27 protein-coding genes are annotated in these 25,186 nt (G+C 70.0%); 7 read left to right on the plus strand and 20 right to left on the minus strand.

The genetic code is table 11. The features are described from left to right. Positions 1 to 147: 147 nt before the first annotated feature. From N5875_RS28810 to N5875_RS28840, 7 genes are all read right to left on the minus strand, one after another. The gene (locus N5875_RS28810; protein WP_318207266.1) at positions 148 to 603 is read right to left on the minus strand and encodes a hypothetical protein; all 456 of its coding nucleotides are present in this window, start codon (positions 601 to 603) and stop codon (positions 148 to 150) included. Beyond that, on the minus strand, positions 600 to 929 hold the full coding sequence (locus N5875_RS28815) for a hypothetical protein (protein WP_338497068.1): 330 nt from the start codon (positions 927 to 929) through the stop codon (positions 600 to 602). The genes N5875_RS28810 and N5875_RS28815 overlap by 4 nt, the downstream gene beginning before the upstream one ends. Continuing rightward, the gene (locus tag N5875_RS28820; protein ID WP_338497071.1) at positions 926 to 6,076 is read right to left on the minus strand and encodes a caspase family protein; all 5,151 of its coding nucleotides are present in this window, start codon (positions 6,074 to 6,076) and stop codon (positions 926 to 928) included. Before N5875_RS28820 ends, N5875_RS28815 begins: the two co-directional genes overlap by 4 nt. An 88-nt stretch (positions 6,077 to 6,164) precedes the next feature. Next, positions 6,165 to 7,070: an alpha/beta hydrolase gene (locus tag N5875_RS28825; protein WP_338497072.1), complete on the minus strand. Its 906-nt coding sequence runs from the start codon at positions 7,068 to 7,070 to the stop codon at positions 6,165 to 6,167. Continuing rightward, positions 7,067 to 7,135, minus strand: a complete 69-nt coding sequence (locus N5875_RS28830; protein ID WP_338499291.1) for a hypothetical protein — start codon at positions 7,133 to 7,135, stop codon at positions 7,067 to 7,069. Before N5875_RS28830 ends, N5875_RS28825 begins: the two co-directional genes overlap by 4 nt. Next, positions 7,108 to 7,791 (minus strand): SDR family NAD(P)-dependent oxidoreductase, encoded by a 684-nt coding sequence (locus tag N5875_RS28835; RefSeq protein WP_338497073.1) that lies wholly within the window; start codon positions 7,789 to 7,791, stop codon positions 7,108 to 7,110. The genes N5875_RS28830 and N5875_RS28835 overlap by 28 nt, the downstream gene beginning before the upstream one ends. Continuing rightward, entirely contained in the window at positions 7,788 to 8,915 is a 1,128-nt protein-coding gene (locus N5875_RS28840) for an LLM class flavin-dependent oxidoreductase (RefSeq protein ID WP_338497074.1), read from the minus strand. Before N5875_RS28840 ends, N5875_RS28835 begins: the two co-directional genes overlap by 4 nt. Before the next feature lie 110 nt (positions 8,916 to 9,025). Between N5875_RS28840 and N5875_RS28845 the strand changes: the two genes are divergently transcribed. The 3 genes from N5875_RS28845 (at position 9,026) to N5875_RS28855 (ending at position 10,760) form a co-directional block, all read left to right on the plus strand. Beyond that, on the plus strand, positions 9,026 to 9,622 hold the full coding sequence (locus N5875_RS28845) for a helix-turn-helix transcriptional regulator (protein ID WP_318207260.1): 597 nt from the start codon (positions 9,026 to 9,028) through the stop codon (positions 9,620 to 9,622). Continuing rightward, positions 9,613 to 10,332 (plus strand): VWA domain-containing protein, encoded by a 720-nt coding sequence (locus tag N5875_RS28850; RefSeq protein ID WP_318207259.1) that lies wholly within the window; start codon positions 9,613 to 9,615, stop codon positions 10,330 to 10,332. Before N5875_RS28845 ends, N5875_RS28850 begins: the two co-directional genes overlap by 10 nt. A gap of 80 nt (positions 10,333 to 10,412) precedes the next feature. Next, positions 10,413 to 10,760, plus strand: a complete 348-nt coding sequence (locus N5875_RS28855; RefSeq protein ID WP_338497075.1) for a VOC family protein — start codon at positions 10,413 to 10,415, stop codon at positions 10,758 to 10,760. A 281-nt stretch (positions 10,761 to 11,041) separates the two neighbouring features. Here the strand turns inward: N5875_RS28855 and N5875_RS28860 are convergent, their stop codons facing one another. Next, positions 11,042 to 11,428, minus strand: coding sequence for a hypothetical protein (locus tag N5875_RS28860; RefSeq protein WP_338497077.1), 387 nt, complete (start codon positions 11,426 to 11,428; stop codon positions 11,042 to 11,044). Between the two features lie 180 nt (positions 11,429 to 11,608). Here N5875_RS28860 and N5875_RS28865 point away from each other — a divergent pair, with 180 nt between their 5' ends. Further along, positions 11,609 to 11,899 carry a winged helix-turn-helix domain-containing protein gene (locus N5875_RS28865; RefSeq protein ID WP_338497078.1) on the plus strand — a complete coding sequence of 97 codons (291 nt, stop codon included), beginning with the start codon at positions 11,609 to 11,611 and terminating at the stop codon, positions 11,897 to 11,899. Positions 11,900 to 11,975: 76 nt separating this feature from the next. Here N5875_RS28865 and N5875_RS28870 read toward each other — a convergent pair whose 3' ends face one another. The 10 genes from N5875_RS28870 to N5875_RS28915 form a co-directional block, all read right to left on the minus strand. Further along, the gene (locus N5875_RS28870; protein WP_338497079.1) at positions 11,976 to 13,148 is read right to left on the minus strand and encodes a methyltransferase domain-containing protein; all 1,173 of its coding nucleotides are present in this window, start codon (positions 13,146 to 13,148) and stop codon (positions 11,976 to 11,978) included. 489 nt (positions 13,149 to 13,637) lie between these two features. Further along, entirely contained in the window at positions 13,638 to 13,838 is a 201-nt protein-coding gene (locus tag N5875_RS28875) for a hypothetical protein (RefSeq protein WP_338497081.1), read from the minus strand. Positions 13,839 to 13,928: 90 nt separating this feature from the next. Further along, positions 13,929 to 14,777, minus strand: coding sequence for a helix-turn-helix transcriptional regulator (locus N5875_RS28880; RefSeq protein ID WP_338497083.1), 849 nt, complete (start codon positions 14,775 to 14,777; stop codon positions 13,929 to 13,931). A gap of 10 nt (positions 14,778 to 14,787) precedes the next feature. Further along, the gene (locus tag N5875_RS28885; RefSeq protein ID WP_338497085.1) at positions 14,788 to 15,306 is read right to left on the minus strand and encodes a DUF6879 family protein; all 519 of its coding nucleotides are present in this window, start codon (positions 15,304 to 15,306) and stop codon (positions 14,788 to 14,790) included. Beyond that, positions 15,287 to 15,553 (minus strand): hypothetical protein, encoded by a 267-nt coding sequence (locus N5875_RS28890; protein ID WP_338497087.1) that lies wholly within the window; start codon positions 15,551 to 15,553, stop codon positions 15,287 to 15,289. The genes N5875_RS28885 and N5875_RS28890 overlap by 20 nt, the downstream gene beginning before the upstream one ends. 194 nt (positions 15,554 to 15,747) lie before the next feature. Then, complete coding sequence (locus N5875_RS28895; RefSeq protein WP_338497089.1) at positions 15,748 to 16,245, minus strand: phage terminase small subunit P27 family; 498 nt, start codon at positions 16,243 to 16,245, stop codon at positions 15,748 to 15,750. Positions 16,246 to 17,073: 828 nt separating this feature from the next. Continuing rightward, positions 17,074 to 17,256 (minus strand): HNH endonuclease signature motif containing protein, encoded by a 183-nt coding sequence (locus N5875_RS28900; protein ID WP_338497090.1) that lies wholly within the window; start codon positions 17,254 to 17,256, stop codon positions 17,074 to 17,076. A gap of 88 nt (positions 17,257 to 17,344) precedes the next feature. Next, complete coding sequence (locus tag N5875_RS28905; RefSeq protein WP_338499293.1) at positions 17,345 to 17,842, minus strand: hypothetical protein; 498 nt, start codon at positions 17,840 to 17,842, stop codon at positions 17,345 to 17,347. Positions 17,843 to 17,844: 2 nt separating this feature from the next. After that, positions 17,845 to 18,081 carry a hypothetical protein gene (locus N5875_RS28910; RefSeq protein WP_338497091.1) on the minus strand — a complete coding sequence of 79 codons (237 nt, stop codon included), beginning with the start codon at positions 18,079 to 18,081 and terminating at the stop codon, positions 17,845 to 17,847. Between the two features lie 355 nt (positions 18,082 to 18,436). Further along, positions 18,437 to 20,176: a recombinase family protein gene (locus tag N5875_RS28915; RefSeq protein ID WP_338497092.1), complete on the minus strand. Its 1,740-nt coding sequence runs from the start codon at positions 20,174 to 20,176 to the stop codon at positions 18,437 to 18,439. A gap of 275 nt (positions 20,177 to 20,451) precedes the next feature. On the opposite strand from N5875_RS28915, the gene N5875_RS28920 reads away from it, so the two are divergent. Next, a complete protein-coding gene (locus tag N5875_RS28920; protein WP_338497094.1) occupies positions 20,452 to 20,967 on the plus strand; it encodes a pyridoxamine 5'-phosphate oxidase family protein in 516 nt (171 codons plus the stop codon). Positions 20,968 to 20,991: 24 nt separating this feature from the next. On the opposite strand, the gene N5875_RS28925 is transcribed toward N5875_RS28920, so the two are convergent. Together N5875_RS28925 and N5875_RS28930 are read right to left on the minus strand one after the other, a co-directional pair. Continuing rightward, positions 20,992 to 22,008 (minus strand): acyl-CoA dehydrogenase family protein, encoded by a 1,017-nt coding sequence (locus N5875_RS28925; protein WP_338497096.1) that lies wholly within the window; start codon positions 22,006 to 22,008, stop codon positions 20,992 to 20,994. Beyond that, positions 22,008 to 23,141: an acyl-CoA dehydrogenase family protein gene (locus N5875_RS28930; protein WP_338497098.1), complete on the minus strand. Its 1,134-nt coding sequence runs from the start codon at positions 23,139 to 23,141 to the stop codon at positions 22,008 to 22,010. The genes N5875_RS28925 and N5875_RS28930 overlap by 1 nt, the downstream gene beginning before the upstream one ends. A 57-nt stretch (positions 23,142 to 23,198) precedes the next feature. On the opposite strand from N5875_RS28930, the gene N5875_RS28935 reads away from it, so the two are divergent. Beyond that, the gene (locus N5875_RS28935; protein WP_318207255.1) at positions 23,199 to 24,335 is read left to right on the plus strand and encodes an acyl-CoA dehydrogenase family protein; all 1,137 of its coding nucleotides are present in this window, start codon (positions 23,199 to 23,201) and stop codon (positions 24,333 to 24,335) included. Then, positions 24,332 to 25,147, plus strand: a complete 816-nt coding sequence (locus tag N5875_RS28940; RefSeq protein WP_318207254.1) for an SDR family oxidoreductase — start codon at positions 24,332 to 24,334, stop codon at positions 25,145 to 25,147. Before N5875_RS28935 ends, N5875_RS28940 begins: the two co-directional genes overlap by 4 nt. Positions 25,148 to 25,186 lie beyond the last annotated feature (39 nt).

Below are 25,186 nucleotides of genomic sequence, written 5' to 3' on the forward strand. Positions count from 1 at the left end.
TCCGACCGGATCACCCCACAAACGTCCCGTACAACGACGTACGGAACTGAGCGCGGCGCCCCCCGAATGTCCCCGACCGGACGACTGGGAGGGCGCCGATGCGCGTCCGGATGTGGGCGGGGCTGGTCAGCTCGGCTCCCCCGGTCCTCAGCCGACCGGGCCCGGGAAGATCCAGGTGATCAGGGAGGCGGCCGAGACGGCGAGGACGCCGACGAGGCCCATCCAGCGGGCGATGCCGGTCGTGCGGACGACGGACTTGGCCCGTTTCTTCTCGTACGTCAGCAGGTACTTCGCGTCGGTGAGCACTTTCTGGCCCGGCCGCTCGTGCACGGCCGTGACCAGCATCCAGGAGGCCGCGAGGAGGAGCAGGAACCCTCCGGCGAGCAGGCCGATCACCCACCACCTCGGGCCGGTGGTCATCTTGCTCAGGTTCTCCTGCCCCTTGAGCACGAAGATCACGGTGAGCAGCCCGGTGAGTGTGGTGAGGAAGTTCCGGTAGCCCTCGGCCTGCTGGAGCGCCGCCCGCAGTTGCTCGGGTGGGGCCGCCATCGCCCGTACCCGCAGGCCTGCCTTCCACAGCTCGTCCTCGGTGAAGTCACTCACAGGGAGAGTCCCCCTGGGGGAAGGGCGATGTAGAACGAGGCTCCGCAGCCGTCCGGGACCCCGTCGGGCCGGTCCAGGTGCCAGGTCGTGCACTCGCACATGGCGTACCTCGGCTCACCGGAGGCCACGAGGTTCCTCAGGGGCTTGGAGGGGCCCTTGGCGACGAACTGGACCCCCGTGATGACCCTCGTGGTCACGCACTGGCACTGGGGGCACTCGCCGACGGCCTGAACGCCGTCGCCGTCGCTCCGGACCTCCCAGAGGAAGGTGGTGAGGGGCTGGGTGAGCGGGAAGGGCCGGCGGTTCCAGGTGGTGGTGGAGCTCATGACTGCGGTCCTCCGGGGGCGGGAACGACGAGCGAGAACAGTCGGGCGTAGCGGCGGAGGATGTCACGGACGTCGTCCTCGGACTGCTCCGTCTCCTCGGCACAGAGAACGACGTGCTCGTCGGTGACGGTTCCCGTCACGGCGGGTGCACGGCCGGTCAACTGCTCGGTGAGGACGATGACATCACGCCAGCCGGGCACGATCTCCCGTTCTTCGTCCTGCGGTTCGGGCGTGATGACCTTGAGGCCGAGGCTCGTGAAGGGTGCGTACCGGTCGTACGTCTTCCCGAGCGTCCAGCCGAACCGGCCTGCCACGAGGACGAGTTCGAGTGCGCCGAGAACTCCGGGGCCGAGCAGGCTGGCATCGAACGCGGCGAGGTCGAAGTCGTTCGGCTCCAAGCCCGCGAGGGCGTCGGTGATCGTGCCGGGGACCGGGGGACCGCCGAGGCAGCGGTAGGTGCCGAGGATGTCGGCGGCGTGGCGCAGGGTGCCGCCGCGGCGGGTCATGGCGAGTGAGAGGAGGTCCTGGACCTCCAGGCACTCCCGGAAGGACTGCACGTGCTCGGTGGTGTGGAGCAGGTGGACCACCTCGGCGTACACGGGTGTCAGGGAGCGGGCCTCCTCCGGGACGTCCGGGAGCCGGAGCGGAAGCAGGGGTCCGTCCAGCCTGGCCAGCGCTACTTCGGCAACCGCGTCACCCAGGGTGGTGCGGTCGGCGGCCGCGAACTTCAGGAAGAGGGGGACGCCGAGGTCGCAGGCGTCGAACCCTCGTTGGTCCACGTCCTGCGACCATCTGCTGAGCCCGAATTCCAGCAGGCTGACGAGGGCGGGCGGCAGCTGCTTGAACTGGTCCACCAGTGTGTCGACGGGATCTGCCAGGCACCCGCACGCGTCCAGGAGGACGAGCTCCCGGCGCAGTTCCTCCAGGGAGGGGCGGCGGGGGGATTGGTATGCCTGGAGGAGCAGGCGCCAACTGGGGTGCGTGGCCCGGGTTCCGGGCTCCGTGCGAGGCGAGTTGTCGGCTGCCTGCACTGTCCACCCTGCCGGGATCCATTCCTGGCACTCCTCGGGCACCTCCGGAGCGGACACACCGGTGGCCGACGCGATGTGGGCGACCTTCCGGGCCACCTCGCCGAGCGGCTGACTCAGGCTGAGACTGCGCTCCATGAGCTGCGCCATGGTCAGACGTCCGGCAGGGAGCCATGGGTACCTGCCGTCGATGTCGCGCGACATCAGCCTCTGCTCGAAGGCGGTGAGTGCGGGATGGTTGAGAGTCTCCTCGCGCACGGCTTCGGTGTGGCGGAGGCCCAGCGGCCTCAGGGCGGTGATCCGCTCGGCGAGCCGTCGCCGCTGTTCGGGCAGCTGCGCGTACATCAGCAGATCGATGGGATGTACGTCGCGCCGTCGGCCCTCGTTCCAGGAACCGGGGGACGCGCGGAGGAACTCGGCCTCGGCCTCCACGAATTTGACCGTCAGATCGACGGAGGCCAGGGCATCCGGATCCGGGATCTCGAAGCCGAGGCGCAGGAGCTCGTTCAGATCGTCCAGGAGGCGGGACGGAGCCACGCCATGGTGGGCGGCCACGGCCAGGAGAGGGACGTGAGCGGCTGGGCGTTCGTTGGGTGCAGCCACCCGCGCCGCGGCTTCGTAGGCCTCACAGAGATCCGCCATCTCTTCGGTGGGCGTGCCCGCCGCACGCAGATCCGCGATGCTCCGCGCGGCCGGGACCCGGGCGCCCGCGATCGCGTACCGCCGCAAGGCCTGGACGCTCCTGGCCAGTGGGATGTCCGCGCGCAGAGCGACCTTCACGGGCAGCGACCACCCGCCGTCGAAGAGGCGGGAGGACGTCAGGAGCGCGTCCAGGCCGATCGGCACGGGATAGCGGTCGGGTGCGAACGGAGGCTCACCGGGGGCCGACGCCCCCAACGCTGTCATACGCCACCTTCTGAGGACCTTGGCCTCGGCCCGCTCGTCGTGTGGCACCACCTCGTGGCCCGTCCACTGCCGCAGCTGGCTGAAGTCCATCCCCAGAACGCCCGTGCGGCGCAGCGGCAGGCGGGTGGTGGGAAACTGGAAATCGACGACTTCCGAGTCCACGAGGCCGGTCACCAGGGGCGACAGATGGTCGAAGAGCTCGACGACGAGCTGCGGTTCGTCGTCCGCGAGCTCCCACAGCCATGGCAGCAGGACCTCGTCGAGTTCCCTCGCCGCGACCGGGACCGCGCCGAGCAGCTCCTCCATCACCTTCTTCGTGTCGTAGAAGACCAGTGAGTTCCGGTTGACGCTCGGCTCCGGCCGGTGTCTCTCCCGGAGGTTGAACACGTACCCGTGGACCTTGGGAGCGTCCTCCACGACGATGCCGTCGAGCAGCAGCTGTCCGGGGCCCTGGACGATCCAGCTGTCCTCGCTCGCCGCCGTGGCGGCCTTCCCGTGCCAGTTCGCGGTGCGGTCCGAGGGGGCGTGCAGTACGCCCGGCTCCCAGAACTCCTGGTCGATCAGATTGCCGTCCCGACCTCGCTCCAGCGCCGTCACCCGGAATTCGCTCACCCACAGCAGGCGCCGCAGGGTGGCCACCACCGACGGCGGGCCCTCCTCGCCCTCTTCCTGGTTCAGGTACAGCCGCACCACCGTGCCCCCTTGCCCCGGTGGGCCGTCCGTCGGGCCGATCTGGAGCAGACCGGAGCCCGACTGGACGGTGGCCCGGAGCGGCGAGGCCGGGCGGGACGGGTAGCCGTACTCGTCGGTCGCCTCGGTGTGGACGGTGACCTCGTCGGCGAGCATGAAGTAGCTGAACACGCCGATGCCGAAACGGCTGTTGAGAGGGATCGGCGGCATACCGACCCGCCGCCAGTTGCGCCGCTCCTGCACGTAGTCGGGGTCCTGCGCGTACCGCTTGCCCGCGCGGGCGAACATGGAGGTGAGTTTCTCCCGGCTCATGCCGGAGCCCTCGTCGCGGCACTCGATGTACGGACGGTCCCCGTCGTACGCCTGGAGGAAGTGGATCTCGGGCTGCCGGTCGGGTCCGTTGAACCCCTTCCGCTTGGTGCCGTACGTGACACGCTGCTGCCGGTGCCGGCACGCGTCCAGGGCGTTCTGGTACAGCTCCCGCACGGCGAGCGTCCGGTCGCCGTACAGCTGGGTGCCCATGAGCAGGGGGCGGATCTCGTCCTCGGCGAGGCGAAAGCGCTCCAGGGGCGTGGTGTAACTCTGATCGGCCGGGTTCAGCGACGCGGTGGTCACCTTGTGGGGAACGCCCCGGAGCAGGTCCGGCGCGGTGTGCCCGGTGGATTGCCAACCTTGGTGACGAGCCCGCACGGAGGCGTCGGCGGTCGCCGCCAGTTCCTCCAGCGCGGCGTGCAGTGCGGGATGCGGGCAGTTCAGGCGGAGCGCGTAGCTCGTTGCCCCGTTCTTCGTGCCCGCCTCCCAGTCGCAATCCGCGAGCGCGGACACCACGGCGGCCGGGGTGAGGGGCTTGTGGGCGCCCAGGTGGTCCACGAGCACGCTGGACATGCGGCGCGGATCAACGGCGAGCAGCGCCGCCAGCCACAGAAGGTAGGCGAGCTCGCCGTCACGCCACATGTTGCCGGGGACGGGGCGTTCCCGGCGGCTCCACTTGGGGTTGGCTGAGGCGTTGATGCGCGGGCTGGAGCCCGGAGGGACCGTCATGTGGGGCAGAACCCGGCGCACGTGTTTGTCCACCTCGGAGCGCTGCGCGTCGGACATGACGTCGGCGCCCGCCGCGACGGCCCGCACCACCCTGTCGAGGAGGCCGTTCACCGACGGGTAGGCGTCGGAGCGGTCCCACAGCAGGTCCCAGTCGGCGATGAAGCGGTGGCGAAGCCAGTGGTCGGCGGCGGTGGCGGCGTCGATCATCTCCCGCTGCCGCAGTGACTCGGCCGCGCGGTGCACTCCTGAGTGGGCCTGGCAGAGGTCGGCCGCCTCGTCGCACACGTGCTGTTCGTGCCCTTCGACGGGCTTCCTGCCCCGGCCGTCCTTCTCCAGCTTGTCCAGCCGGTCCGGCCGCAGTTCCGCCAGCTGGCTCAGCGCGATGGCGACGACGCCCTCGTGCATCAGGGGAGCGGCGAGCAGCGCCGCGGTCTCGGCGGGGGAGAGGAGGTCGTCCTCGCCGAGTTGGGCGTCGTCGATGAGCCGGCCGAGGCGGTTCACGACGCGGATCGGGTAGTCCGGATCGCTCCAGGGGGTGGCGTCCGTGCCGAGGCGGCTCTTCGCGACCTCGCGCGCCAGGTCCGCGAGCTCGTCCTGGACCCGCTTGTGTGTCTCGGCCCCGTGCGAGGTGTGGTTCCAGAGGACGGATCTGGTGATCGCTTCGGCCCAGCGCTCGGTCTGCCGGCTGCCGTCGCAGAGGACCAGCCGGTCTGCGAGGCCTTTCGCGCACTCGACCTCGACAGTCGGTGAGGGGTCCGCCTGGCGGGATGCGAGTCGCTCCACCTGTCCCTCGATATAGGAGTGGACCTCCTTGAGGGTTTTCGGGGGGCTGGTGCGCGACAGTGCCTGGGCGAGGGCGATTCCGAAGTAACTGCCCTTCTGGGGGTCGGCATAGGCCGGCTGTCCGCGTCCGCTCGCGTGCAGCCAGGCGACGTCGCGGTAGACGGAACTCGCCAACGGCGTCTCGTGGAAGTCGGAGGGCGAGCGCGAGTCGTCGGTACGGCAGGTGTCGAGGCAGACCACGACCGTGACGCCTTCGGGCACGGACCCGAGGAGGGCCTCGGGACTGACTTCCAGGATCGTGTTCGAGATCAGGGACCCGTTGGCGCGGGCGCGGGCCTCGGAGGAGAGCAGGTACTCGCGCTCGCCGACGGTCACGCCGTGGCAGGAGAAGTAGAGGAAGGCCGTGTCCCCCGCCTTGCAGGAGTCGAGGAAGGCCTCCACGGCCACCAGGATCGCGCCGGGGTTCGGATCCCGCCGTTCCAGGTCGGCGTGACCGGGGTGCAGGGCTTCGACCTCGTAGTCGGACTCGATGAGGGCGGTGCGGACCATCTCGATGTCGCGGTCGACGAAGTCGAGCGGCTTGAAGCGCCGGGAGAGGACCTCGTCCCGTTCCAGGTGCGGGGTCCTCCCCACGCCGATGAGCAGCGCCCGCCGCCCGCCGGTGCCCGCCTCTTCGGCCGCGTCCGTCGTCGAGCTCACCCGTACCCCCAACTCCCTTGTGCGGGACCCCTGTACGCCCATGATTCCAGAACGTCACCGGCTGGGGACCCGCACCGCGGGACGGTCCTCACCGGGGTACGGTTCTCAGCCAGGCCGCCGCCCCGTCGAGCGCCGCGTCCGCCTCCGGCAGGAGGCCCGTGCCGCCGAGGAAGCCGTGGAACACGCCCGTGTGCAGGTGGACCTCTGCCCGGACGCCGGCGGCGGAGAGGCGGCGGGCGTAGGCGAGGCCCTCGTCGCGCAGGGGGTCGCAGTCGGCGAGGACGAGGAGGGCCGGGGGCAGACCGGTGAGGTCGGGGGCCAGGGCGGGGGAGGCCGCGGCCGGGTCGCCGTCCGGGCCCACGTACTGCCGCCAGTACCAGCGCATGTGGGCCGTCGTGTGGAAGTAGCCCTCCGCGAAGTCGTGGGCCGACCGTCCCTCCAGTCTGTGGTCCAGCGCCGGGTAGACCAGGAGCTGGCCGGTCAGTGGCGGCCCACCGCCATCACGGGCGCGCAGGGCCGCCGCCGCGGCCAGGTTCCCGCCGCTGCTGTCGCCCGCCAGGACCAGCGGGCGCCCCGGATATCGGTCGGCCGCCCACCCCAGGGCCGTACACACGTCGTCCTCGGCCGCCGGGAAGCGGTGCTCGGGTGCGCGCCGGTAGTCGACGGAGACGACGGTCGCGCCGGTACGGGAGGCCAGCGCGCGGCACGTACGGTCATGGGTGTCCAGATCGCACAGGACCCAGCCGCCGCCATGGGCGAAGACGACGACCAGGTCCTCGCGACCTTCGTAGAGGCGGACGGGAACGCCGTTCGCCGAGGTCTCCCGTGCCGGTGGGAGCTCGCCCAGGTGCGCCCTGGCCGCCGCCCGCAGGGCCTCCGCGCCCGCCTCCGGGCGCGGGAAGCCCGCCGACATCGCGTCGCAGAGGGCGCGGGCCGCCGGGGTGAGCGGGTCGGGGGGCAGCGCGTCGGGGCGCGGCGCGTCGGTCGTCGTCATGCCGTCAGGCCTCCGTCCACCGTGAACTCCGCGCCCGTCACGTACGACGACGCCTCCGACAGCAGGAAGAGGACCAGCTCTCCGGCCTCCTCCGGGCGGCCCATCTTTGGCCGAGCGGTACGTGGGTCCAGTCCCGGTCCGCGACCGCCGCCGTCATGGGGGTGTCGACGGCGCCCGGATGCACCGAGTTGACCCGGACGCCGTACGGGGCGAGGTCGCGCGCCGCCGAACGGCTGAGGCCGCGCAGGCCGAACTTGCCCGCCCCGTACGCCGCGTGGCCGGGGACGCCGACGCGGCCGGCCGTGGACGACACGTTCACGATCGAGCCGCCGCCCGCCGCGCGGAGCGCGGGCAGCACGGCCTGGATGCCGAGGAACGGCGCCAACAGATTGACCCGGAGCAGGAGTTCGAAGTTCTCGTACGTCTCCGATTCCACCGGCGCCGTCCGCCAGAGGGCCGCGTTGTTGACGAGTCCGTCGATCCCGCCGTACGTGGCGACCGCCGTGTCCGTCACGGTCCGCCAGTCGTCCGCCGACGTCACGTCGTGACGGACGAAGACCGCCGCCCCGCCGAGGTCCGCCGCCACCGACCGGCCCTCCTCCTCCCGGACGTCGGTGAGGACCACCCGCGCCCCGGCCGCCACCAGGAGCCGGGCCTCGGCGGCGCCCTGGCCGCGCGCCGCGCCCGTCACGATCACGGTCTTGCCGGAGAGGGCGCTCACGCGGCGGCGTCCGGTGCGCGGAAGTGCGGGATGACCTTCGTGCCCCACTGGCGGATGGTCTCCAGGCAGACCTCCTGCGGCACGGTTCCCATCTGGATCAGGCACATCACCTCGTCGACGCCGATCTCCCGGAGCCGTTCGACGTACGCGATCGCCGTGGCGGCGTCCCCGTACGCGTGGTCGGTGTTGTAGGTGCCGGTGTCCACCGGCCGGGCGGGGACGTTCGCCTCGTGCAGCCGGGCGATCAGCTCGTCCCGTTCGCGGGCGAGGGCGCCGGCGTGGTCCTCGTCCTCCGCGTAGCCGGTCGGCGCGGGCGCGCCCCCGTACCAGTGGGCGATCGACTCGGCGAAGAAGCGCTGGCCGCGGGTGCCGAGCCGGAGCGCGCGGTCGGCGTCGTCCAGGACGACGGTCGGGCAGAGGGCGGAGAAGTGGTCGTTGACCTCGGTGGAGACGAACCGCGACCCGTCCCGCGTGGCGAGGGCCTCGTCGTACACCGTGCGCATCGCGCGGACGTCGTCGGCGCCCGCGAACCCCATCACCAGGGCGCCGATGCCGAGTTCGGCCGCCTGCCGGAGCGACGCGTGCTGCGAACAGGCCATGAAGAGCGGCGGGTGCGGGTGCTGGACCGGGTGGGGCAGGACCGCTCCGGGCCCGATGTCGAGCGAGCCGTGCCACTCGAACTCCGGCTCGCGCCACGCGGCGGCGAAGATCCGCAGGGCCTCCTCGGTCTGCGGCCGGGTGTCCTCGGGGCGCACCCCGAACATCCGCATCTCCTGGCGGGTGGCGCCCCGCCCGGCGCCGATGTCGACCCGGCCTCCGGAGAGCACGTCGAGCATGGCGGCGCGTTCGGCGACCCGGACGGGGTGCTGGTAGCCGAAGGGCATGGTGACCACGCCGTGGCCGACGCGGATGGTGTGGGTGCGGGCGGCGACCCAGGCCAGGAAGATCTCTGACGCGCTCATGTGGGCGTACTGGGTGAGGGAATGGTGTTCGACCGCCCAGATCCGGTCGAAGCCCATCTCCTCGGCGAGGACGGCCTGTTCGACGCAGTCGTGGATGACGCGGTGCTCGCGTGCGGGGGTTGGGTCGACGAGCTGTGCTTCGAAGATCATGGAGAACTTCACGAGGGAGCTCCTCCCGTTGGCAGTTGTTCGTGACGGGGCATCAGGTATGCCTAATCGAAATACTTCTAGCAGGCACAGGTGGAGGAGGGAAGGGCCGTAGACTTCCCGCCGTGGACGAGAAGACGGAGGGGGCTCCGGAGCTGCCCGGGCTTCCGGCGACCAGCTGGGCGGTGCTCGGACTGCTCTCCCACGAGCGGGAGTTGTCCGGCTACGACATCAAGAAGTGGTCCGACCGGTCGCTGGGGCTCTTCTACTGGAGCCCGTCGTTCAGCCAGATCTACAGCGAGCTCAAGCGTCTGGAGAAGGCCGGGTTCGCCGACTCGCGCCTGGTCGCCCCGGAGGCCGGCTCGCGCGACAAACGCGTCTACCTGATCACCGGCGAGGGCCTCGCCGCCGTACGGCTCTGGGCCCGCACCGCCCCGCTCGACCCGCCGGTCCTCAAGCACGGGCCGATGCTCCGGCTCTGGCTCGGCCACCTCCTCGAACCCGAGCGGATGCGGGAGATCCTGGCCGCGCACCGCGCGTACGCCGAGGGCATGCGGCGGCGCGCCGAGGCCGACGCGGCGGACGCGTCGGCGGACGAGGCATGGACGTACCCCCGGCTCACCCTCAGATGGGCCGAGCGGTACTACACCGCCGAGCGCGACCTGGCCGACGCCATGCTCGCGGACATCGAAGAGCTGGAGGGGGAACACCCATGGCACTGAGCCTGCGGAAGGTCGAGGAGACCGCGCCCGCGCTGGTGAGTCTCTACAAGCAGGCGGGGGAGTCGCTGCGACGGCACGGGATCGACGGGCAGCGCGTCGCCGTCTACCTCGTCGTCGACTACTCGGGGTCGATGAAGCCGTACTACGCCGGCGGCGCCGTCCAGGCCCTGGCCGACCGGGTGCTGGGGCTCTCCGCGCAGCTCGACGACGACGGGCGGGTGCCCGTCGTCTTCTTCTCCACCGACATCGACGCCGAGACCGAGATCCGGCTCGACGACCACGCCGGCCGGATCGACCGGATCGTCGCCGGGCTCGGGCACATGGGAAAGACCAGCTACCACCTGGCCATGGACGCCGTCATCGACCACTACCTCGACAGCGGCTCCACCGCGCCCGCGCTCGTCGTGTTCCAGACCGACGGCGGGCCGATCAACAAGCTCGCGGCCGAGCGGTACGTGTGCAAGGCGGCCCGGCTGCCGATCTTCTGGCAGTTCATCGGCTTCGGCGACCCCGGAAGCCGGCAGTTCGACTTCCTGCGCCGACTCGACGAGCTCGACGTGCCGACGAAGCGACCCGTCGACAACTCCGGGTTCTTCCACGCGGGTCAGGACCCGAGCCGGATCGCGGACGCGGAGCTGTACGACAGGCTCGTCGCCGAGTTCCCGGTGTGGCTCGCGGCGGCGCGGCGGCAGGGAATCGTCCGCCCGTGAAGCCGGGTGCCGGGCCCGGTCCAGCCGCTCCTGCGGAAACCGTTGGCCCTCGCCCGTGCCGCCGGTGGAGCATGACCGGCATGACCTCTCTCGTACGACACGTCACCATCGACTGCACCGACGCCTACGCCCTCGCCACCTTCTGGGCGCAGGCCCTGGACTCCAAGGTCTCCCCCGACGACGCGCCGGGAGACGAGGAGGCGCTGGTCGAGACGCCCGGGGCCGCCCTCCTCTTCATCCAGGTCCCCGAGGCGAAGGCGGTCAAGAACCGCGTCCACCTCGACCTCCAGCCGCAGGACCGCACCCGTGACGAGGAGGTCGAGCGGCTGCTCGGCCTCGGCGCGACCCTCCTCGACGACCGTCGGAACCCGGACGGCACCGGCTGGGCGACCCTGGGCGACCCCAACACCTCTGACTACCAGTTCTGAGCTTACGCGCACGTCAGAGAACACAGAAGCCCCGCACGGCAGTTGAGCCGCACGGGGCGTTTTGCTGTCTGCGAGGGGCTACGCGCGCCGCTGACCCTCTCCGGGCATCGGACCGGGGATCATGGCCACGGCGTGGCTCGGGCAACCCCAGAGGACCACTCCGGGGCCACTCTGACGCTCGACGTAGCCGACTTCCACGGGCGCCCATGTCCATTGCTTGCAGCGGGAGCATCGCGCACCGGACTTACCCGGCGTGGACTCGGCGGTGAGGGCTTCGCGGGTCATGCGGTCACCGCCACGGCGAGCGCGGCGAGGGTTTCGAAGTGGTCCCCCTCGTAGCCGTAGGGGTAGTCCACGCCGAGCGTGGCGAGGACGGCTGCCGTCCGCCGTTCGCTAATCACTCCGAGCCGCATGGTGTCGTCGGCGAGGACGTAGGGGCGGATAAGGGTGGTGTCCTCGCCCCGGAGCGGGGTGTGTCGAGCCCGGACGTGTGCGGGGGTCGGGGTGGGCCACGGCTTCATGTGGGGGCCGGTCAGGGTGGCCAGGGTCTCGGGGGTGCGGTACGCGGCGGAGTGGCGTCCGGGGCGTCGCGGGGTGAGTCCGAGGGCGCACCACAGGATGAGCAGCAGCCCCATTCCGATGGCTGCGAGGGCGATAAACTCGCGCATGTCTTTCAGCTCCCAAAAGCTGATTGGCGGAGCCCCGGCAGACCGGTCCTAAGCGGTCTGCCGGGGCGATTCAGTTCCGAGAGTAGGCCCTTACGTCAAGGCACGTAAAGTCTTGTAAAGGCACGTCAATGGACATGGCCTGATGTGCTCTGTTGAGTGAGCCCCGCTACCGTTCATGGCATGGATTACGGCCCAGATGACGAGATCGAGCGGGACGCACCCGAGCCCCCGTTTCACCAGCTAGCGGGCATCCTGCGTGCGCGTATTGCTCGGGGTGACTGGAAGCCGCGCCGCCCCATCCCGTCAGAGACCCGTCTGTGTGAGGAGTACGAGCTGTCCCGTCCAACGGTTCGGCGGGCGATTGCCGCCTTGGTGAACGATGGACTCGTGTTCGTTGTGCCGCAGCGAGGGACGTACGTTGCTGAGCCCGCCGGCTCGGGCAGCGGGACCGACGACCAGGCCGACGCGTAGTCGAGGGGCAGGGAAGCCCCGCCCATGCGCCTCGGGGGATGACGCACAAGCGGGGCAGTCTTGCGGTTCAGTCCCGTCAGAGGACGTGCTGATCGGGACTGTCCAGCCATGCGGACTCGCCCGTTGCGGTCACTGTCAGTCCGAACCGCACCGGGCCGGGGCGGTCGTGCCGCAGCCACCAGGCGTGCGCGGCTTCAACTTCGTTCCACAGTTTGCGCGGGCCGTACTGCCACACGGTGAACCGGTCGTCTGACTTCCCGTCCCAGTCCACGGCTGCCCACGACGTGGCGTCGGTAGTGGCGACCCACAGTCGGGACGCCACCCCTTCCACGTCGGGATTGTCGTGCCACGTCCACCACACGTCACGGAGCTGTAGCCCCATGGCGAACTGCGCATCGAGATCGTCGCCAGCCACCCGCCACGGTGGAAGGGTGGTAGTCGACTCGTCGGGCTGGTGGTCGTCACGCACCACGTCACGGAAGATCCGCAGGTCTGTGCGCTGGCCCCTCATGAGCATGAACGCGGAGTGCGGCGAGAACGGGCCCGACGCGCTTCCGCTGTCGTCCACGGTCATGCGGAGCAGCCCGTAGCAGACCCACGGACTTTCCCACGGGGTGAGGATGACGCCCCCGGGCTTCACCTGGTCGACCCACGGACGCGGGACAGACCGCACGGAGCACGTCGCCACGAGTCGGTCATACGGCGCGTTGTCCGTGTACCCCTCGGCCCCGTCCCTGGTCACCACAGCAGCGGTGACGCCCTCTTTTCGTAGACGTTCCCCGGCTTCCCTCGCCAACGCGGGGTCGACTTCCACGGTCGTCACGTTCCCCGGGCCGGCGACATGGGCCAGAAGACCCGCGTGCCACCCTGTTCCGGTGCCGATCTCCAGGACCCTGTGTCCCTCGTGCACGTCGAGCATGTGCAGCATCCGGAACACGATGCTCGGGGCGCTCGCGGACGAAGACGCCCACCGCTCGCCGTCGTCGGGGTCCTGGCCGTCGTTGATTTGCGTCACGACGGAATCATTGGCGTAGACCGCGCGGAGCCACGTTTCGGGGGCGTCCGCCCGGTTACACGGCTCCAGTGCATCACCCAGAAAGATGCGCTCGGGAACGAACGCGGACCGGGGAACATTCCATGCGGCACGCTCCCACTCGGGCGTCACCGGCGCGCCCATGTCGTCGTTCACCGCGCCGAGCAGATCGCGCAGGGCGATTCGCTCGGACGCGACGAGTTTCGGTGTCGTCACCTGCGTCAGTCTTCCTTCTTGTGCTTCGGCGGGTCCTTCGGCTTGGCGGTGTCGGACGACGGCTTGGACGTACCCGGGTCCTTCCCCCCGGAGTGCTGCCCGTTGCCTCCGCTGCCGCCCTTACCCGTTCCCCATCCCATGGCGTTCCCTCTCTTGGTTACGTACGAATCTTGGGAACCCGCCCGGTGGTCTCACGTCCCCACATGGGCCCCACCGGACGGGTGTGGTGCACCCGAGCGCACCGGTCTGCATCGCGCGAAGTGTGCTCGGGAAGTCTTCGGGGCTATTCGGCCCCGACGGAAAATCTCGGCGGCGTGGTGCCTGGCGGGAAGTACACGACTCCGGATCGGGGATCTTGAGCCCCGCCGTACGCCGTCCACCAGCCCTCGGGAGAGCCCCTGTACGGGCTGTCAGGAGAGTCGAGCAGGCTCACCAGTTCCGGGGCGGGGGGTGGCCTCGCAGGACGCCTCTGGAGCCGCGCAGGGGCCATCAGGCGCGCCGGTACTGCTTGGCGCACTTGCTGTGCCGGTAGACCACGGCGGGAGGTCCCGACTGTCGTTCCACCGATCCCCGGCGGCAGGGCTCAAGAACCCCGATCGGCTCGCTGCACTCGGGGCAGGTCACCCCCTCGGGCGCGTACGTCGCGTACTCGTCCCTGCGGGCGTCCGTGTCTCTGGTCGTACTCGCCATCGCTGGTGTCCCCTCACGTGGTCCGACGACGACCACGCTAGGGAGAGAGAAACCCCAACTCCCATGTGATTGCACGAGGTTGCACGCGAGTTATCCGAGAGCGTCCAGCGCCGATGTGATCAGCGCACGAGCGGCGGCCCCGTAGACAGCCAGCGCCGCCAGTTCCGCGAACGTCTCGGCATACATGGCCACCTCGCTGGGCTGCGTGATCGTGAGGTAGCCGGAGATCAATTCGACGTTGACTTGGGCCGTGTCGTAGATCCAGAACCCCTCAGCCGGCCAGCGCTCCCGATCGGGCCGCATGGGCACAACTCCCAAGCTGACATTGGGAAGTGAGGCAATCGAGATCAGGTGACCAAGCTGCCCGGACATGACCTCAGCGCCGCCGATTCCGGCCCGCAACACGGACTCTTCAACGAGGAACGCAAACCGCCGGTCACCTTCGTACAGCACCCGCTGACGTTCCATGCGAGCGGCTACGGCGTCGGCCACATCGTCCACCAGGCCGCGCCGCCGCTGAATCGCGTGGAGCGCTGCCGTGGTGTACGGCTGCGTCTGAATCATGCCGGGTACGAGCCACGACGAGTAGGACCGGAAACGGCGGGTCCGCTGATAGAGCGGCAAGCGCGCTTCCTGCGCCTGCTTGAGCCCGGCCCTCTCCATACGGCGCCAGTTGACCCACATGCCCTCTGCGTTCCGCAGCGAGGCAATCAGGTCCTCGGTCTGGTCCTCGGCACCGCACGCCTGACACCAGGCCCGAATGTCGTCAGCGGACGGGGGCGTCTTGGCGTTCATGATCCGGGACGACTTGGACCGGCTCCACCCGCAGCGCTCAGCCAGGTCAAGACCGGTCAGCCCAGCATCCCGGCAGAGATCCGCGAGACGTTTCGCAAGAGCCTGCCGGGCCTGCTGGGCGCTGGAAGATGCAGAGACAGCCATGGGTGCGTGATCAGGCGGGCCGGTACTCCGCGTGAGGAATCGCACGCTCCCACGCTGCCTCATACGCGCTGACGTACTGCGCCGCCAACGCCCGATCGTGCACGACTTCCATGCGTGGACCGGTCCACTGACCCTCGCCGCTGAAGTGGTGGAGAATCACGGTTTCCTCATCCATGACCCACCCGTCCAGCGCGGGGAGCAGCAGATCACGCGCCCGCGAGCGAGGCAGCCAACGGACTTCCTCGCCGGCTGCAACGTTCGTAAAGGTGCCGTCGTACTCGTACCGGACGTAGTCGCTCAGCGGCTCCGATACCACCCGCAGACGGCGCATGACGACACCACGCCCGGTCGTCTCGGCCACCACGTCCAGCCACGACCGCCACCACGACTCACGGTCGGCTGGGTCGTACCGGTGCCCTTCCTGCCAACGGATGAACTCCGGGTCGTCCCGCATGTAACTGTCCCGCATCTCAAGATGCATCGCCGAGCGCTGCGCCTTGGCGAGACATTCACGTACCGCTGTTGCCACCGTTGTCCTCACTGTCCGGACGGGGAATGAACTGGAGCATGTTCGCAGGGAGCCGGATCACGGTCTCGTGCTCCGGAACGTCCGTCGAGTGACCCGGCACCGAGCCGACTTCCTGCGCCTGCCGGATCGTCTCCTCGTCAGCCTTCCATGACTGAATGATGAGGTCACCGGTCGTGTCGTCCAGCCAGATCGTGGGCGAGCCGTCATCGGGGGTGTTGGGCCAAATCCCCAGGAACTTTAGGGCCATTGGGCACTCTCCTAGCGAGTCGGTTGCACAGACGTGCACGAGCCTCACCCTGACGCGTGATCAGCGTCAAGGGCGCGTCGAGACAAGTACGGGCGCGGAGTTCAGGACGCAGCCCAGGGCCCTGAACGCACGAAGGCCCCGCACCCGCCACCTGGTATGTGTGGCGAGCGAGGGGCTCTTCTGGCACGTCGGGGTCAGTCCCAGACGTCCGAGTCGTCATGGTCGGGCTCGGGGACTGTGATGGCGGTGCGGGCGCTCGGCGAAAGGCCCAACTCCCGCACGTACCGTGCGAGTTGGGCCCGGTACTGGCCTGCGATGGTGGTAGCGCCGTTCTTCTGCCATCCTCGCTCGCCCCGAACGAGCAAGCCGTTTTCGGATAGCTCCCGCTCGCATTGGTCGATCCGCGCAGCAGAAATGCAGTAGTCCATAAGGACAGTGGTGTCTACCTCGCCGAGTCCAACCGCGAGTTTCAGCACAGGAACGACGCGTCGCCATTCGCGCGAGGCGACTGCACGGCAGCGGGAGTTCACCGATTCCTGTTTCGGATCGCTCACGCTGCGGAAGGTCTCGCGCCAATCGGGCTCGGTCAGTTCCGAGGGCGGTACGGCTGCGCTTTGCGGCACGGGGCGCTTTCCGGGGTTGCCTTCCCTGATCACTTGCAGCGCGGGTTTCTTGCGCCGTGGGTCGGCCAAGGTCACTTCCTTTCGATATGCGGGCAGCGTTACGAGCCCGCGCAAATGGCTCTAGTTGCGGCGCGAGTTTCCGCGCTCCCTGCCGATCTTTTGGCGGGAGGGAGGGGAGTACCCCCCTGGTCAGAACGGCGGATACTCGGTCGCCTCGCGGTGAGACCTGCGCTCCGCAGCGAATCCGCCGGGCTGGTGCTTCGCGGTCTCGCGGTTGTGGCACGTCGAGCACAGCGGACGCATACGAGAGAACGCGTCCGGATCGGCGACACCCCGAGCGACTAGGGAACGGCGTGACTCGGGGAAGTGGTCCGCGACCGTGGCCGTAAGACCGCACAGCAGACACCACGGATGCCGGTACAGGAACGCGCGTCGGGTGCGCTGCCACCGTGTGGTGTAGCCCCGCTCTGCGCTCGTACCGCGCTGCCGCTCGGCCTCGCGCTGGTGCTCGGTGCAGCGGCCACCACGGGCGGTCAGCTCGGGGCACCCGGGTACCGAGCACGGGGGGCGTGGTCTACGGGGCATGGGAAATCACCTCTCGCTCGGGGCGTAGGTAGCCCATTCGGGTGCCACTGCGATTACCCCACGGAGAACCGGGAACGGCTGCGGATAAGGAAAGCTGGTAGCCCTTATGTCCGGAGACAGGGAAGTGCTGATGGATGAGGTATTCCTGACCGTCACTGAAGCCGACGCCCGATTGAATGTCGGCCAAGACGAGATTCATAGGCTGGTACGTGACGGTGTCCTCAAGGCAATTCGGGTTGGCCGCAGCGTGCGGATCGCAGAGGACTCAGTCCTTGCCTACATTCAGGCAATCGAATCCGAAGGGGCAGACGGTTAACGGGCGCTTCCGAACTCGGTACGGGTCTTGAGCGCATGGCAGCCGTGGCACAAGATCTGAACGTTGCCGTCCACGTCTTCACCACCGAGGGACAGGGGCCGCACGTGGTCCACGTCCACGTCCGCCGTGGGGAAGTCGGTCAGGCACCAGTCACACCAGGCCGAGCCCAGTTCCTGCACTCGCCGGCGGAGCCGTGCGGCAGTGTCCCGGCGGGTGGCCCATCGCTGACCACACCGCCGGGACCGGATAGCGGCGTGAGCGGACGCGCTAATCCGTCGCCGAAACGTAGCGCTCTCGCGCCGCGTCCAAATCTTCCGAGAACTGTGCGCCTATCTCCCCCGCCTGACTTTCTACCGCGCTTACGATCTCATCGAGGATCTGAGCGCCGTACCAGCGCTGTTCCGGCGCGGTGACGGCCTCGCCCAACGCCCGCTGCGCGCGCTGCGCCTCGGTCAGTACATGCCCTCGCTTGTAGCGCGCGGCCCGGTATTCGACGTACGCGGCAAACCAGGGTTCAGCGGAAAGAGCCTCGAAGAACCGTTCCCGGGCCGCGTCACCGGAGTTCGCCGCGTCCTCGGCACGTGCCTGCCACGTCCCCGCGAATTCACGGTTGTACTCCTCCGCACGATCAGCGCGGCGAGCGGCTTCGGCTTCCTCGGCTGCTCGCAACTGCACCTCGGCGTCCGCCAGCGGACCCGACACCTTCTCCGCCTGTGCCCGCAGCCTTGCGACCCTCTCGGCAGCCTTTTCGATCTCGGTGGTCATCTTCACTTACCGCCCTCGTTCACGTCGCGCCCATACTGTGCGGCAATCTGCTTGTCGTTCTCGTAGTAGCCCAGGCTCATGCGTGCAGTCGCCCCCAGGCGTTCGAACATCTCGGGATGCGAGTCCCGCAGCACCGCGAGCCGTTCCATGCGGTCATCGCGCTGCCAGACGTTGGCGCGCATCTTCCCCTTGTCTCGCTTCCCATCCATGAACACAGATCGGTTGAGGTTGTTATTCATTCCTGATCACTCCAACTTTCGTTTCGGACATAACTGGCCGGTGCCGGCGGGGATGCGTCTGGCGCCCTCGGCAGCGTTGTGGTCTGTCTGTGCCCCGTGTAGGGACCGAGGGTGTCCTGCATCCCGCCCCGGTTCCCCACTTGTAGGGACCAAGGGGGTCCATCGGTGTCGTGGTGACGACGGAGACCCGGTTTCTCTTTTCTCTAGGTTTTTCTTGGTGTTCCAAAAAAGTGTCGAAAATCGACACTCTCAACACCTTTTCGCCTCGCTGTGGGCCCGAGGACCGTGTGCGGACAGCGGAGAGCCCCGGCAGCGTGTGGCGGCCACCGGGGCTGTGCCGTGCCTTGCAGGGCCGCTAGGCGGCAGCCAGCTCACGGGCGGGCTCGGTCAGGCGCACCTGCGCCCCCTCAAGCGGGGAGTCCCCCCGCACCAGTGACTCCAGCGCCGACGCCTCACCCGCGAGGGCTTCCACGGCAGGGTCGAGCTCCCCGGACATGGTGAAGTCCACGCGCCGTGTGTCTAGCGTCCGCCACCCGCCACGGGTGCCACGCCGCACGTTCAACCGCACGCCCGCTTCAACGAGCATGGCTCGCCGTCCCGCCGTGTCCTTCTCGGCCCACTCGTCGGCGAACGTTCTTCCCGTGTTCGTGACGATGCGCTGCGGCTCGCGCTTCTCCCGGGACTCCAGCTCGGCTATCCGGTTGTCGAGCGCGTCCGCGCGCTTCTGCCACTCGGCGGCAGCGTGCCGGGACTTCTGGCGTCCCTTCTGTTCCTGGTGCTCCGAGAACTCCGCGATAGTGGCGCGCAGCTCGGGCCCGGGGTCGTACCCGGGGATCGTCACGACGTGTGTCGTCTCCACGGGCCCCATTAGCCGCAGGAACTCGGCGGTTACGTACTCGTCGGCCCAATCGCCCCTGATGTTGGCGGGCTTCTCGCACTTGAACCCGCGCGCGTAGGGGTTGCACTTGTATGTGGGGTGCTGGTTCTTCTTGGTGTCCTGCTTGTTCAGGTACATGCGTCCGCCGCACGAGTCGCAGTGAATGACCCGCAACAGCAGCGCGTCCGTGTCCTTCCGGTCCCCGATTTCAATGCTGCGCTCGTCCAGAACCGCGCCGATGCGGTCGAACTCCTCGCGGGTCATGAGCGGGGTTTCGGTCTGCATGATCGGGTTGCCCTCGGCGTCGCGCACTGGCTTGCCCTTGTGCATCTTCCAGCCGAGCAGCGTTTCATTCCGCAGCATTCGCGTAATGACCGCAGGACTCCAAAGGAACGCGTCCTTAACAAGCCCCTTGACACCGCCGGTCCGCCCGCCGGTCTCCCGTCCCTTCTTCACCGCCCAGTGATCACGCGGGCTCGGAATGCTGTCAGCATTGAGTCCCACGGCGATAGCCGAAACGGTCTTGCCCTCGAACAGTTCGCGGACGATCCGTTCAATGATCACAACGGCGTCAGGGTCGGGAACGAGCGTCCATCCGATACCGCCGTGTTCCTTGGGCATGGGCGCGGGCATGTAGCCGTACGGCGGACGCGAACCACGCCACCGCAGCACCATGTTCCGGATGGCAGCCATAGCCCCGGTAACACGGTCGGAAATGGACTGCGCTTCCACCTGCGCGGCAAAGGCGAACATCGTCATTTGCAGTTCCGCCATGGGGTCCATGGGGTTGCGGAAGTCAAAGACAATGCGCCCACCCCCGCCGATGCCCTCGGCGAACACGAGAACCTTCCGGTGCTCGCGGGCCCACTTGGCCAGCTCGTGCATGTCCGCCATGGACCGGATAGCACGGTCGAAGCGCCACCACACCAGGGCGTCAAACTCATCGGGTCGGGCGAGCCACGCGCCGAGGGCGGCACGGTCAAAGGGGCTGATCTTGGACGCCGACACGTCAAGGTCTACGGCCTCGCGGAGTTGGTCACCGTCGCCGAAGCTGATGTTGTGTGCGGCTGCCGCTATGTCGTCGGCCTCGCGCTGCCGGTCGGGGCTGGTGGTCTCGTCGGTGAGCACGGACAGACGGACACACCGCACGCCCCGAAGGGTCTCGGTGTAGACCGTGCCCGCGAGAGGGTTCCGGGGTTCACGGGTTGGGGTGTTCATCCCCCCTGTAGGGACCAAAGATGTCCCGGAACCACTCTTGACCAGCACCGACGTACCCACGGCAACACTCCAGAACTACTAGTTCCGTGTGTTGGGAGACCCGGAGGGCAACGAGTTCTGCGTCGAGCGCAGCGCGGCGGAGCGCCTCGCCACCACCGCCGCCGACGCCACCACCGACCCCGCCTCCGTCTCCTCCTGACGGCATCCGGATCACTCCGGAGTGATCCGGGGTAATCCGGACAGTAGGTGTCGGGTATCCGGTGTTTCCTGGACTCATGGGAGACACCGGAACCGCAACCACCTGGTCGGCCTTCGAGGCCGCCGAACCCGAATTCGCCCAGACCGTGCGCGAGCGCTTCGGGCGGTACACCCACCACGCCCTCGCCACCGTGCGCGAGGACGGCTCGCCCCGGCTCAGCGGCATCGAGGTGGGCTTCCGCCTCGGCGAGCTCTGGCTCGGCATGATGCCCGGCTCCCGCAAGGCGCGGGACCTGCGCCGCGACCCCCGGCTCACCCTCCTCGCCAATCTGGGCGCGGGCACCGACATGGGCGGCGGGGACGTCCGTGTCTCCGGGCGGGCGGTCGAGATCACCGACCCGGAGACCGTCGCCCGCTACGTCGCCGACGCGAGCGAGCCGCAGCCGTTCCACCTCTTCCGGGTGGACCCGACCGAGGTCGTACGGACCTGGGTGGACGGCGACGAACTCGTCGTCCGCACCTGGTCCGCCGGCCGCCCGGCCCGCACCTTCCGCCGCGGCAACGACGACAGTCCGCCCCGCCGGGTGTCATGAGCGACTCCGGGCCGGCGTCGGGCGTCATGACCCGGTTCGGGAGTACGCGCCGATGACCGTCGCCCGGCAGGTGGCCGGATCGCCCCAGGCGTTCCTCAGGGGGCGGGCCTTGCGGAGCCAGAGCGACAGGTCCAGCTCCTCCGTGTAGCCGACCGCGCCGTGGATCTGGAGCGCGGTCCGCGCTGCCGCGTACCCGGCCTCGCCCGTGGCCACCTTGGCCGCGGCCAGGTCCCCGGGCGTCATCGTCACCGCCGCCCCGAACAGCAGCGGCCGCGCGAACTCCAGGGCCAGCAGGGTGTCCGCCAGGCGGTGCTTGACCGCCTGGAACGCGCCGATCGGGGTGCCGAACTGCGCGCGCTGCCGGGCGTACGCCACCGTCCGGTCCAGCAGCGCCAGGCCCACGCCCAGTGACTGCGCGGCCGTCGCCAGCATCGCCCAGCGCCGGGCCTGCCCCGCCGCGACGGTCACCGCGGGGCCCTCGGCGAGCAGTTCCCCGCCGGGCGCGGGGCGGGCGAGCCGCCGCGCGGGGTCGGCGGAGACCCGGACCGGGCCGTGGCCGGGCGCCCGCCACAGTTCCTCCCCGCGGACGACGAGCACCGTGTCCGCCCGGTCGGCGTCCAGGGCGTACGGGACGGTGTGCCGTACGGTCTCCACCCCGGCGATCGTCAGCGTCGCCGTCCGCTCGCCCGACGCCAGCCCCGGCAGGAGCCGCTTCGCAGGGCCCGGCTCGCCCAGCCGCGCCAGCTCCCCCAGGAGGACCGCCGTCGCGACCGTCTCCACCGCCGGGCCGGGCACCGCGTGACGGCCCAACTCCACGAAGGCGTGCGCGAGTTCGACCGGCAACAGGCCCAGTCCCTCGTACTCCTCCGGGATGGCGAGCGCGCTCACCCCCGCCTCCGCCAGCCGTCCCCACAGCGCCCGCCCCGGGCCGGGGTCCCCGCCCGCCCAGGCCCGTACGGCTGCCGGGGTGTCCGCGGCGGTGAGCATCGCGTCCAGGGAACGGGCGAAGGCGCGCTGTTCGTCGGTCGGCAGGAAGGTCATCAGCGGCGCCCCTTCGGGAGGCCGAGCAGTCGCTCGGCGATGATGTCGCGCTGGATCTCGTTGGTGCCCGCGTAGAGGGGGCCCGCGAGGGAGAAGACGTACCCCTCCGCCCACGCGCCGTCCGTCAGCTCGCCGTCCGCGCCCAGGAGGTCCAGCGCCGTCTCGTGCAGCGCCAGGTCGTACTCCGACCAGAACACCTTGTTGAGGCTGGACTCGGCGCCCGTCGGGAGCCGGGCCGCCGCGCCCGCCGTGAACAGCTGGTACGCCCGCGCCCCGATGACCGCGTCCGCCACCCGGTCCCGCAGCGCCGAGTCCGCCGGCTCGCCCTCCGTCTCCCAGAGCCGTACGAGCCGGTCGGCGGCGGCGAGGAAACGGCCGGGGGAGCGGAGCATCAGGCCGCGCTCGTTGCCCGTCGTGGACATCGCGATGCGCCAGCCCTGGCCCGGCTCCCCGATCACGTCCTCGTCCGGGACGAACACCCCGTCGAGGAACAGCTCGGCGAAGGCCGGCTTCCCGTCGAGCCGGCCGATGGGCCGGACGGTCACCCCCGGCGCCCGCAGGTCGAACATGAGGTAGGTGAGGCCCCGGTGGGGCCGGTCCGCGTCGGGATCGCTGCGGAAGATCCCGAAGGCCCGGTCGGCGAAGGCGGCCCGGGAGGACCAGGTCTTCTGCCCGGAGAGCAGCCAGCCGCCGTCCGTGCGGACCGCGCGGGAGGTGAGGGACGCCAGGTCGGAGCCGGCCTCGGGCTCGGACCAGGCCTGCGCCCAGATCGTCTCCCCGGTCGCCATCGACGGCAGGACCCGGGCCCGCTGCTCCGCCGTCCCGTGGTCGAAGAGGGTGGGCGCGAGGAGCTGGACGCCGTTCTGCGAGACCCGGCCGGGCGCCCCCGCCGCCCAGTACTCCTCCTCGAAGAGCAGCCACCGGGCGAGGCCGACGCCCCGGCCCCCGTACGCCTCCGGCCACGAGACCACCGACCAGCGGGCGGCGGCCAGTTCGGCCTCCCAGGCACGGTGGGCGGCGAAGCCCTCGGCCGTCTCCAGGGAAGGCAGCGGCTCGGCGGGGACGTGCTCCCGCAGCCACTCCCGGGCCTCCGCCCGGAAGGCCTCCTCGGTCCGCGTGTACGAGAGATCCATCGGTCACCCCGCCCTCACCCGTTCCCTAACAAGTGTTTGGTAGGTTAACGTACGGCCATGAGCAGCGTCGAGGAGTTCCGGGCGGAGATACGGGGCTGGCTGAAGACCCACCTCAGCGGATCCTTCGCCGCCCTCAAGGGGCGCGGCGGACCCGGCCGCGAGCACGAGGCCTTCACCGAACGCCTCGCCTGGGAGCGGCACCTGGCCGCCCACGGCTGGACCTGCGTCGGCTGGCCGAAGGAGCACGGCGGGCGCGGCGCGAGCGTCGAGGAGCAGATCGCCTTCCACGAGGAGTACGCCCTCGCCGACGCCCCCGCCCGCGTCAACCACATCGGCGAACAGCTCCTCGGCCCCACTCTCATCGACCATGGCACCGAGGAGCAGAAGGCCCGCTTCCTGCCCCCGATCCGCGCCGCCCGGGAACTCTGGTGCCAGGGCTACAGCGAACCCGGCGCCGGCTCCGACCTCGCCGCCGTCCGCACCCGCGCCGCCCTGGAGGACGGCCGGTGGGTGGTGAACGGGCAGAAGATCTGGACCTCCCTCGCCCACGAGTCCCAGTGGTGCTTCGTCCTGGCCAGGACGGAGCCGGGATCCCGCCGCCACGCCGGGCTCTCGTACCTGCTGGTGCCGTTGGACCAGCCGGGAGTGGACATCCGGCCCATCGTCCAGCTCACCGGCACCAGCGAGTTCAACGAGGTCTTCTTCGACGGGGCCGTCACCGACGCCGCGCACGTCGTCGGCGCACCCGGCGACGGCTGGCGGATCGCCATGGCCACCCTCGGCTACGAACGCGGCGTGTCCACCCTCGGCCAGCAGGTCGGCTTCCGCCGTGAACTCGACGCCCTCGTCGCCCTCGCCCGCCGCAACGGCGCCGCCGCCGACCCCGACATCCGCGACCGCCTCACCCGCGCCTGGACCGGCCTCGAAGCCATGCGCGCCGGCGCGTTGCGCGGCACCGACCCCTCCGCCGCCAAGCTGTACTGGTCCCACTGGCACCGCGACCTCGGCGAACTCGCCCTGGAGGTGCGCGGCCCCGCCGCCACGCTGGCCGCCGGAGCCCCGTACGAACTCGACGACTGGCAGCGGCTGTTCCTCTTCTCCCGCGCCGACACCGTCTACGCCGGGTCCAGCGAGATCCAGCGGAACATCATCGCCGAGCGGGTGCTCGGCCTCCCGAAGGAGCCGCGCCCATGACCCGTACCCCTCCGCCCCCCTACGTGCGGGGCCACGGGCTCCTCGCCGGCCGGACCGCGGTGATCACCGCCGCCGCCGGAGCCGGCATCGGCGGCGCCACCGCCCGCCGCTTCCTGGAGGAGGGCGCCCGCGTCCTCGTCAGCGACGCCCACACCCGGCGCCTCAAGGAGACCGAGACCGCGCTCGCCGCCGAGTTCGGCGCGGACGCGGTCGCCTCCCAGCCCTGCGACGTCACCGACGAGGCCCAGGTCCAGGCCCTCTACGACACGGCCGTACGGCTCCACGGACGCCTGGACATCACCGTCAACAACGCCGGCCTAGGCGGCACCGCGGAGCTCGCCGACATGACCGACGAGCAGTGGAACCGGGTCCTCGACGTCACCCTCGGCGGCACCTTCCGCTGCACCCGCGCCGCCCTCCGCCACTTCCGCGACGCGGCCACCGGCGACGTCACCGGCACCGGCACCGGGGGCGTCGTCGTCAACAACGCCTCCGTCGTCGGCTGGCGCGCCCAGGCCGGCCAGGCCCACTACGCCGCCGCCAAGGCCGGCGTCATGGCCCTCACCCGCTGCGCGGCCGTGGAGGCCGCCGCGTACGGCGTCCGCGTCAACGCCGTCTCGCCGTCCCTCGCCATGCACCCCCACCTGGCCAAGGTCACCACCACCGAACTCCTCGACGAGCTGACCGCGCGCGAGGCCTTCGGCCGGTACGCCGAGCCCTGGGAGATCGCCAACGTCATCGTGTTCCTCGCCGGGGACTACTCCTCCTACATGACCGGCGAGACGGTCTCCGTCAGCAGCCAGCATCCGTAGGACCAGAATGGACGTGTGCCGAACACTCCCCAGAGCTCG

The organism is Streptomyces sp. SJL17-4 (genome assembly GCF_036826855.1).
Lineage (GTDB): Bacteria > Actinomycetota > Actinomycetes > Streptomycetales > Streptomycetaceae > Streptomyces.